This window comes from Bifidobacterium pullorum DSM 20433 (assembly GCF_000771405.1).
Classification (GTDB): domain Bacteria; phylum Actinomycetota; class Actinomycetes; order Actinomycetales; family Bifidobacteriaceae; genus Bifidobacterium; species Bifidobacterium pullorum.
In genome coordinates, this window is the sequence record NZ_JDUI01000001.1 from 319,902 (window position 1) to 329,202 (window position 9,301).

10 protein-coding genes are annotated in these 9,301 nt (G+C 61.8%); 6 read left to right on the top strand and 4 right to left on the bottom strand.

What is annotated here, in order from left to right; all coding sequences use genetic code 11:
• Positions 1 to 120: 120 nt before the first annotated feature.
• The 4 genes from dapD to OU11_RS01310 form a co-directional block, all read right to left on the bottom strand.
• Positions 121 to 1,113 carry a 2,3,4,5-tetrahydropyridine-2,6-dicarboxylate N-succinyltransferase gene (dapD, locus tag OU11_RS01295; RefSeq protein WP_033514001.1) on the bottom strand — a complete coding sequence of 331 codons (993 nt, stop codon included), beginning with the start codon at positions 1,111 to 1,113 and terminating at the stop codon, positions 121 to 123.
• A 254-nt stretch (positions 1,114 to 1,367) separates the two neighbouring features.
• Entirely contained in the window at positions 1,368 to 2,465 is a 1,098-nt protein-coding gene (locus OU11_RS01300) for a hypothetical protein (protein ID WP_033514002.1), read from the bottom strand.
• Complete coding sequence (locus tag OU11_RS01305) at positions 2,462 to 3,193, bottom strand: ATP-binding cassette domain-containing protein (protein ID WP_081963371.1); 732 nt, start codon at positions 3,191 to 3,193, stop codon at positions 2,462 to 2,464. Before OU11_RS01305 ends, OU11_RS01300 begins: the two co-directional genes overlap by 4 nt.
• Positions 3,184 to 4,269, bottom strand: coding sequence for a hypothetical protein (locus OU11_RS01310; RefSeq protein WP_152597014.1), 1,086 nt, complete (start codon positions 4,267 to 4,269; stop codon positions 3,184 to 3,186). Before OU11_RS01310 ends, OU11_RS01305 begins: the two co-directional genes overlap by 10 nt.
• 304 nt (positions 4,270 to 4,573) lie before the next feature.
• Between OU11_RS01310 and OU11_RS08745 the strand changes: the two genes are divergently transcribed.
• The 6 genes from OU11_RS08745 to OU11_RS09125 all read left to right on the top strand — a co-directional run bounded on the left by OU11_RS08745 (position 4,574) and on the right by OU11_RS09125 (position 9,174).
• Positions 4,574 to 5,278: a hypothetical protein gene (locus tag OU11_RS08745; protein WP_052122524.1), complete on the top strand. Its 705-nt coding sequence runs from the start codon at positions 4,574 to 4,576 to the stop codon at positions 5,276 to 5,278.
• Positions 5,279 to 5,458: 180 nt separating this feature from the next.
• On the top strand, positions 5,459 to 5,614 hold the full coding sequence (locus tag OU11_RS09310) for a hypothetical protein (protein ID WP_161782749.1): 156 nt from the start codon (positions 5,459 to 5,461) through the stop codon (positions 5,612 to 5,614).
• A 32-nt stretch (positions 5,615 to 5,646) separates the two neighbouring features.
• Positions 5,647 to 6,339: a response regulator transcription factor gene (locus OU11_RS01320; protein WP_052122525.1), complete on the top strand. Its 693-nt coding sequence runs from the start codon at positions 5,647 to 5,649 to the stop codon at positions 6,337 to 6,339.
• Positions 6,315 to 7,499 carry a sensor histidine kinase gene (locus tag OU11_RS01325; RefSeq protein WP_033514004.1) on the top strand — a complete coding sequence of 395 codons (1,185 nt, stop codon included), beginning with the start codon at positions 6,315 to 6,317 and terminating at the stop codon, positions 7,497 to 7,499. Before OU11_RS01320 ends, OU11_RS01325 begins: the two co-directional genes overlap by 25 nt.
• 99 nt (positions 7,500 to 7,598) lie before the next feature.
• The gene (locus OU11_RS01335) at positions 7,599 to 8,363 is read left to right on the top strand and encodes a hypothetical protein (RefSeq protein ID WP_152597015.1); all 765 of its coding nucleotides are present in this window, start codon (positions 7,599 to 7,601) and stop codon (positions 8,361 to 8,363) included.
• Between the two features lie 64 nt (positions 8,364 to 8,427).
• Entirely contained in the window at positions 8,428 to 9,174 is a 747-nt protein-coding gene (locus OU11_RS09125) for a hypothetical protein (protein WP_152597016.1), read from the top strand.
• The last annotated feature ends 127 nt before the right edge of the window (positions 9,175 to 9,301 follow it).

The window sequence follows — 9,301 nt, forward strand, 5'->3', positions numbered from 1 at the left end:
CGCCGACCTTCGGGATGTCCCCGCCATGGTACTCCGACCCCTTGTCCTGCGGATGTGCGCCCACAGCGCAAAACGGCCCTTTCCGAATCCTGGAAAGGGCCGACGTGCAGCGGATGACGCTCAGTTGTGCTGGTGCAGCTCGCTGTTCAGCTCGATGCCGGTCTTGCGATACCGGGCCTCGATGGCACCGGTCAGCGAATTGCGGATGAACAGGATGTTGTCCTTGCCGCTCAGCTCGGCGCCCTTGACCACATCCAGCGGTTCGCCGGCGGCCTGCTTGGCCTTGTCGACCACGGTGATCTTGGTGCCGGCCGTCACATACAGGCCGGCCTCCACCACGCAGTTGTCGCCCAGCGAGATGCCGATGCCGGCGTTCGCGCCCAGCAGGCTGTGCTCGCCGATCGAGACGCGGTGCTTGCCGCCGCCGGACAGCGTGCCCATGATCGAGGCGCCACCGCCGATGTCGGAGCCATTGCCGACCACCACGCCCTGCGAGATGCGGCCTTCGACCATCGAGGTGCCGAGGGTGCCCGCGTTGAAGTTCACGAAGCCGGCGTGCATGACGGTGGTGCCTTCGCTCAGGTAGGCGCCCAGGCGAGCGCGGCCGCCGTCGGCCACACGCACGCCGGAGGGGATCACATAATCCAGCATGCGCGGGATCTTGTCCAGCGAGATCACGGTCACGCCGGCATGCGGCATGCCCGGCGTGGTACGCATGCGTTCGGCCTCCACATCCATCTTGCGCAGCGCGAAGGTCTCGGCGGCGAACGGACCGTAGTTGGTCCACACCACGGTGGCGAGCTTGGCGAAGATGCCATCCAGGTTCAGTGTGTTCGGCTTGGCCAGGCGCATGCTCATCAGATGCAGACGCAGGTAGGCGTCGGCCGCATCCGCGATCGGCTCGTCCAGCTGGCTGACGGTGAACACGGGCAGGCGGCGCACGCCGCGGGCGTCGGCCTCCATATGCACCATCATGTCGAAGTTATGGTTCGGACGGCTCCCCTCGGCCGGCGCCTCGCCGATGGTCAGCTTCGGATACCAGACATCCAGGGTGTTGCCGGCCTCGTCCACGCTGGCCAGACCCCAGCCCCATGCCGTACGCGATTCGCTCATCGTTGCTCCTTGTTCGTCACGAATGTTCCGTACCCAGCATAGCCGAACAGGGAGCCCTGCCCATGGCAGCGATTCAACACGCCCGGCTTGTACGGACTCTGACACTTTTGTGACCGTGATGCAAGTTCACAACCTTGATATTGCAACGATTCTTGAGATGCATCAGAGTCACGATGCATCAGAGTCCGCACAGTCCGGGGGTGTCGGGGGCGGACAGCCAAGGGTTCCGTGCGCATGGCCCGGCCATGACCGTGTCAGCGGTTCTTGAAGTATCGGAACAGCTGCGATTCTCGAATCAGCAGCCCCGACACCAGCGCGGCGCATACCGTACCCGCGAGCAACGCCAGCGGCGTGCGGATGGCCGCGCCCAGCACCGTCAGTGGATCCGACGCGGCCAGGCGCACACATGCCGCGGCCAGCAGACTGCAGGATGCGGCCGTGGCCAGTCCCGCCCACACCGTGGTCTCCACCGCGATGCCGAACAACTGCGCGCCTTTGCTTTGGCCGCTGTGCAACGCGCCCGCGTATTCCAACCGCCGCCGGCGCACCGACATCGCCCCCAGCAGCAGTCCGACCGCCAGCGCGATCAACGGCATCCACCGGGTCATACGCGTCAGGTACCCGCTGGTCGCGTCATACCGGGAATCGAAGCCCTTGTTGACCTGGGTCACCCCCACGCTGGTGGATTGCGCGCCCCGCTCGGTGACGATGACGGTGGAGTACAACAGGCCATCGGTCTCGTCGCTGGCAGGCCACTGCTTGGCCCAGCATTCCTCGAACGCGCGCCCGTCGTCGGCGGAGACCGGGGTGAGCACCGCGTAGGCGAAGCGCGTATCGCGCCCGTCGTTCGGCCAGTCGAACACACCGGCCACCGTGGTGGCGCCGTGGTCGGTCTCGAACCGGCTGCCGACGGTCAGGCCGAAATCATCGGCCACCACGTTGGACACCCATACGCCGTTCGCGTCCGCGGCAAGCGCAGGGTCGTCCTCCCCCGCGATGACCAGCGCCAGCATGCCCGACGTCACCTCGTAGGAGGCGATATCACGTCCGGGTGTGGATTTCGGCACGATCTGCGGTCCGATGCGCATGGCACCGGATGCGGAGGGACCGCCGTCCACCTCCGTCAGACGGTCGCAGGTCGCCCCGTCCACCTGGCCGCCGACCACGCTTTTCACATCGGCGTCCGCATGGATGCGAGCCGCGGCCTCCTGCTCCAACGCCATGACGGTCATCGCCTCATACCCGGCCAGCAGCCCGCCTGCCAGCAGCACGACCAGAAACAGCAGGAACGCACGAGACGTGCCCGCGGCGATGTTGCGCATCGCCTCCGACAACACCGACCCCAACCTCATCGCGTTCCCTCCCGTTCCGGGGTTTCCGCCGCAGCCATATCGATTTTGGCCGCAACACTCGCCGCTGAGCCGTCGCCGGATGCGGCACCGGCAGCAACGTCGGATGATGGCGGGCGCTTGTCCTCCGGCGCGTAGTCGGCCAGATCGATGACGCGTTCGCAGGCGTCGCGGGTATCCGGATCATGGGTGGCGACGACCACGATCATGCCCTGCCCCGCCAGATTGCCGAGCACATGGCTGACCGAGTGGGCGGTGCGGGTGTCCAGCTGGGCGGTCGGCTCGTCGACGAGCAGCAGGTCGGGTTTCGAGCAGACGGCACGGGCCAGCATCAGCCGCTGCGCCTCCCCTCCGGACAGGTCCGAGAACCGGCGTTCGGCCGCATATCCCAGGTCGAACAATTCCATGGCGGCCATCGCCTCCGGTTCTGCGTCGCGCCGCCGCTCCCTTTTGGCCAGCAACGGGAAGACCACATGATCGAGGGCGCTGCGTTCCGGCACGCCGTACGGGTTCTGGAACACCCAGCCAATCCGGTTGATGCCGTCGCGTTCCACGCTGCCTTCGGCCGGCCGCTCCCATCCGGCCAGGATGGACAACAACGTGGATTTGCCGCAGCCGGATGGTCCGCAGATCGCAACCGTATGCCCCGGTTCGATCGTGAAGTCGAGGTGTTCGAACAGGGTGTCGGTGCCGGGGAACCGATGCGCCAGACCGTGCGCGCTCACGAACATGACGCCCCCGCGATCGCCGGCCCGATCCTCACCGTATCGATCGACGCGGCGTCGGTGCCGTCGCTCGGCTGAACAAGGCTGGCGCCCAATTCCGCCCCCACGATGGCGACGGGGACGATCCGCCCATCCTCCGCGACGATGCACCCGTTGACGCCGTCATCGGCGCCGACGACGGCCGCGGCCGGTACACGCAGCGCGGTGATCGGGGTGACCAGCGTCAGCGACGCGTCCAATCCCGCGGACAGGTCGATGGTGCCGTTGGCGCTGCCCTGCAGCATCTGCTGGAATTCGGGTGTGGCGGTAATCTGCGCGCAGAATGCGGCGTCGTCCACGCCGGTGGCGTTGGCCGGCAGCGTGATGCTCTGCCCGTACATGGTCAGCGTGCGGTCCTGGGCGGAGGGCTGGCCGTTCTTGATGTCGAGCCTGGTGATGGTTCCCGGGATCTCGCCGATCGGGGAACCGGCCGCGACCATCGTGCCGACGGTGCCCGACCAGTTTGCCGCAGTGACCGATGGGGACGGGATCCACAGCGTATCCGCGAGCAGCAGCGTGCCATCCGAGTCGTTGCCATGGTCGATCATCAGCTGCTGCCAGCCCAGTTGGGTGTACCAGGTGAACGTGGTGGAATCCGGGGAGGACGAGTAGCCCAACCGGTTGAGTTCGTTGTTGACGGCGAGCGCATCCTGCCCCACATCGCCCGGCCTGATGTCGCGGTACAGCGGGATGGCGGTGTTCAACGCCACCACCGCACGACCGTTGACCTGATAGGCGGCGCGACCGGAAACCAACCCGGTTCCGGACCAGTCGGCGGTCACCGTGCCGGTGGCGTTGCCGAGCAGCTGGCGCGAGGCCGAGACGATCGGTACGACGGTGACCTGCTGCGAGCCGGTGTACTCCTGCGTGTTGACCGGAGCGCCGGTCACCTGTTTGGCCGGTGACAGCAATTCCGGAGGCCTGTCCGGCAGGAACAGCGCGCACGCCCCCACCGCGAGCGCCGCCACCGTCACCACGGCCAGCAGCAGCCAGGTGACCGATACGCGGCGGCGGTCGTGCCGTCGTGTCTGGCTACGCCCCATCCTCGGTTTCCGTGTCATCTTCGCCATAATCACCGCCCCAAGCCCGGTACTTCCGCACTGTGTATTCTGTCTGTCGACAATGTGGGATGTTAGCTGTATCTTACCGTCGGCAACCGGCGACCGATCCCCGCCGACACACTACGCATTTTGTGCATCTGCAAAGCGCGTGTTGTCATCCCTGCCGACAACACTATTCCAAAATAGAAGGCACCAAATGCCGTGCTGGGTGTCGATTCGCTCACTGTTTTGACGCCGCATACAGCACAGCGACGAGGATGTGCCATGGGACGGAGGACGAATAACCATGACCCAGCGCACCGGTAATGCACAGCAGGGCGCCGTGGCGGTCGCGCGGCGCTTTGCCGCATGTATGGGCATTATGGCGTGCATCGTGCTGGCGTCATGCTCATCGGAAACGGAGCATGCCGGAGGCGAGCCGGCAGCCGGTTCCCGTCTCGCATCCAATCTCACCGAATACATGAATGCACGCATCGCTGATTCATCGCTGTCGGAGTATCAGCGAACCATATTGGAATCATCGGCCGAGTCCGGACATATCGCGGTGTCCGACTATGAACGGGCGTGGGACGAATATCGGAACTGCATGTATGCGCACGGTTATTCCGAAATCAATCTTGTGAAATTCTCCAATGGCATGTACGTGGAAGCCCCCATCGAGGGAGGAACCGAATCCCAAATTCAACAATACAATCTGGACATGCAGCAGTGCGCCGCCGAGTACGTGTCCGTCATCGACACGGTGTTCGGGCTGCAGCAGGGCAATCCGAACCTGTACGCCGATCAGGACGTCGCCATTGTCGACTGCTTCCACCGATCGGATCTCGTGCCGAAGGACTACACGGTTGAACGGTATCGGCAGGAACGCTCCGACCAGCAATATTCCATCGACATCAACAATCCGGGCATCCGGTCCTGCGAGGTGGCCAACAAGCGGATCCGCTTCGACGTCTCAGATCCGAACACTCCCGTCGAGCATCCGTTCTCATGATGCCATAGGCAGCATGACGGCTGTGTCCGCCGCTGCGTTGCATCATCAGTCTGCGTATGACGGCTCGGCACAGACATCAACGGCCCCATGCAGGTGTACGCGTTTTGTGTATCCAGGATTGCTGTATCTCACCGTTCCCGTTCTACAATGGAGAAGACGTGAAGAGGAGGGAGCCCCATCATGAAGCATCTTGTCGCAGCAATTGCCGTACTGGTCATGGTATGCGCGCCCACGGCGGCTGTCACCGTAACCGGGGACGACGTACAGCCGTCACCGGCCAGTGCACGCTACATCGAATGCCCGGTCATCATTCAATGGCTCTGCGACCGTTTGTGATCGGCCGGTATCTCTGACGAATCAGATCAGATATGGAATCCCTGCAGATTCTCGCGTTGCGTGCAAAACACCCAAACGATTCGCGGGAATCAGACAACAGCGTCGCCATCATCGACAATGATGAGCGCGTCATACGTTCGCTTGTGGATTTGTTCGCCTATTCACCCGACGGGTTCACCGTGCTCTGGACCGCCACCAGCGGGGTTTCGGCATTACGTCAATGCGAGAATCCGGCGAATGTCCCTGGACTGTTCCTTATCGATATGCATCTGGAGGGACCGCAAGGGGCCGATGTCTGCCGCCGCATTCGCAGAACCGATGCCAGCACGCCCATTCTGGCGATGACCTGCTATTCCCTTAATCACTACCTGCACGCGGCGATCGAGGCCGGGGCGCAAGGCCTGGTCGATAAAAGCGACGACGCCGCCCTACTCCACGCCATGCGCCTCGTCCGTTCCGGACAGGCGCTCGAAGGGTTTGATACCCCGCGCCTCGCATATGTGCGAATCAGTCGAACCGTGCAACGATTCGACGCCTTGACCGACCGGGAAGTGGAAATCATCAACCTCTGCGCCTACGAGGGCATGCTCAACGGGGAGATCGCGGAGCGGCTCCATATCTCCGAAGCCACTGTGCGCAAGCATCTGCAGCACGTCATAGAAAAACTCAATGTCAAAAACACCCGGCAGGCGATTTCGCTATGGCTGACCAGCGGCGGCATCTGATGCGAGCATTCACGGCGGTCCGAGGCATACGCACTGTCGTCAAGCATCCCATCGCACTGGCCATTGACGTGCTCACCGTGATGCTCTATCTCTGGGAAGCCGCGATCATCAGGCCCTCCGACACCATCACCGTTGCGGCAACCGTCATTGTGCTGATGCCGGTCATCGCCACCGCCTTCCTGCCACGCTTGGCCTGGTTGTCCTTTCAAGTGCTCAGCATCGCCTCCGCCTTATGCCCGCCCATATTCGAGGGACTGCCTTCCACGCACTTTTCCCTCTTGTTCGCCTTGGGACTGATCGCGTACAGGTACAGCACACGTACCGCCATCGGCGTGCTGTCGGGATCCATCGCGGTACAGCTTCTCACCGCCGTGCTGCCAGCGCTTCACGGATCGCTATTGCGCAATATGCCCTCGTTCATCGCGATGTACGCCTTGAGCACGCTGCTCGGTTGCTCGCTGAGGTGGCGTGAGGAACTGTTCGCCTTACGATTGGGGGAACAGCGTATCCGCCAGCACAATATCCTGCTGCAGCGCAATGCCCGTTTGGCGCAGCGCATCCATGATTCGGTGACGGGAGAGCTGTCATTCATTGCCAGGCTGGCGCAGCAGCAGCTCCGTTCCTCCGATACGGCCGAATGGCGCCAGGTGAATGATTCGGCCCGCAAGGCGCTGCAACAGGTCAAACAGGTCATCGACACACTGGATCGAACCGAACAACGGAACCGTCAAGAACCCGCGCATGACGATTTCGTCAACCGCATACGATTGACCCTCCAGCGAGGAGACCAGTCCACACACGCCGTGAACATCCACGGCCAGGCGGTCGTCCATGTCATCGGCGACTGCCGGCCCTCGCCACAACACCAGCAGCTCATCCTCGATGTGCTCCATGAGGTGTACGCGAATATCCTCCGTGATGTTTCGAGCGGGTCCGGCTATGAATTATCAGTGCTATTGGACTCGGATGCCGTGCAGATCACCCAGTTCAATCCGCTGTCAGGACAGGATGCGGGCAACGGCATGCCACACTCGGGACATGGGTTGGCCGGTCTGCGCAAACGTATCGAACATGCGGGTGGCAGGCTCATCACACGTCCGGAGAACGGGGATTGGACCTTCTATGCCATGATCCCCGTTCCCGACAGCCCCGCGCAATAACGTCACGGATGAAGACGCTCAGCAGGCGCGACATCTCCGCAGCGGAGAATATACACAAAACGCGCATCGTCCGAGATGCGCATTCCTGCGCTGGTTTCTATGATGAAGACCATCGAAGCACCGACGCTTGCGAGGAGGGACATCTTGTGCATAGGTACGATGATGAAAAGGGTGCTTTCAGCGGTGTTCACGATCACGTTGGCTTGTTCTCTCGCCGCCTGTGCCGGTGGTTCCTCCTCCGTTAGCGCATCGAATCCGCCGGAACAGGGCAACGATACGGATACGTCTCAAGCCCGTCTGGCGGATTCGATGCAGTCCTACTTCCAGCAACAACTCGATAACGCGACGGAGGCTGGGGATGCCGTGTCGCCGCAACAAATCGATATCCTGCAACGCGGGGTGGATGCGGGAACGATTCCAATGTCCGATTACGAACAATCCTGGTCGGACTACAAGCAATGCATGATTTCCAAAGGACAACCGGAACCGATACTAACCCGCTACGAAAACGGCATATATGTACAGGCCCTGGTGAAGGGATCAGATAAGGCCATGAATGAGTTTTTCTCGGCGCAGACGGAATGCGAAACGCGCCATGTCACCTTTGTGAACCAGGCGTATCGCGTGCAATTAGGGAACACGGAACTGTATGCGGATACGAATGTGGCGATTGTGGACTGTATGAAGAAGGCAGGGGCCGTTCCCATGTCATACACGATCGACCAGTTACTGGAGGAACGTGGCGCGGGAACCGGGGCATTCGACAGGAACACGATCAAACCCGAGGTGAGGTCATGCAATGCCGCCAACGGGCGTATCATCCTTGATACCGCACGCGATGAGCACCAGATACTCGACGAATAGACAGATTGGGACACGGTTGAATGATGTCGTATCCGACAGCCACCCATAGTGAAAGCAGGCAATTGTGAACAGCAGATCATCGGGATTACGGTGTTACCTGACGCCATTGCTCGCGCTGTTATGTGCGACAGCGTTGTCGTTCTCCGGGTGTTCGTCCGTTGACGCCGGGCCGCAATCCGCGGAGGGGCGGTCCGGCGGCGAGACGACTGCTGAACCAACTGATAACACCCGTCTGGCGGATTCCTTGCAGAGCCTCATCGATACTCTGCTCGAACAGAAACGCAAGGATTTGGAGACCGGTGGCCCCTATGCACCGTCGAAAGAGCTCATTGCCTTATTGGAACAGGCTCAGTCGGAAGGTTCCGTTTCATTGTCGAACTATGAGAAGGCATGGTCGAACTATCGGCGATGTGTGGTGGACAGGGGGCAACCCCAGCCGAAGCTGATTCATTATGCCAATGGCTTATATACCAAAGCGGGGGTCAGCGGAGGCACGCAGGAGCAACGGGATGCGTTCCTGCAGGCCACCGATGAATGCGAGTACAGCGAGGTGCTGGCGCTGCAGACCATCTACGCCGCCCAGATAGATAATCCGAACCTGTATTCCAGTCCGAACGTCGGAATCGTGGATTGTCTGCAGCGGCATGGATTGGTGCCGAAGGACTACACCGCGAGCCAGTTCCAGCACGAATCATCGTCGGAGGAGTATTCGTTCGATGAATCGCAGCCTCAGGTCCAGGCCTGCTACGCGGCAAACAACCGGATTCAGCTCGACGCCTCCGACGAGAGTGTCTGGCAGGACCTGGGTTGATATCCATGTTGTTCCGGTTGCGTCCATACGTAGGACGGAGGTTTGCCGGGTATGAAAAACGGGGACCCCCGGTGGGGATCCCCGTTCTGTAAGTGTAATGCGGCGGCGTGCTACTCTCCCACATCCT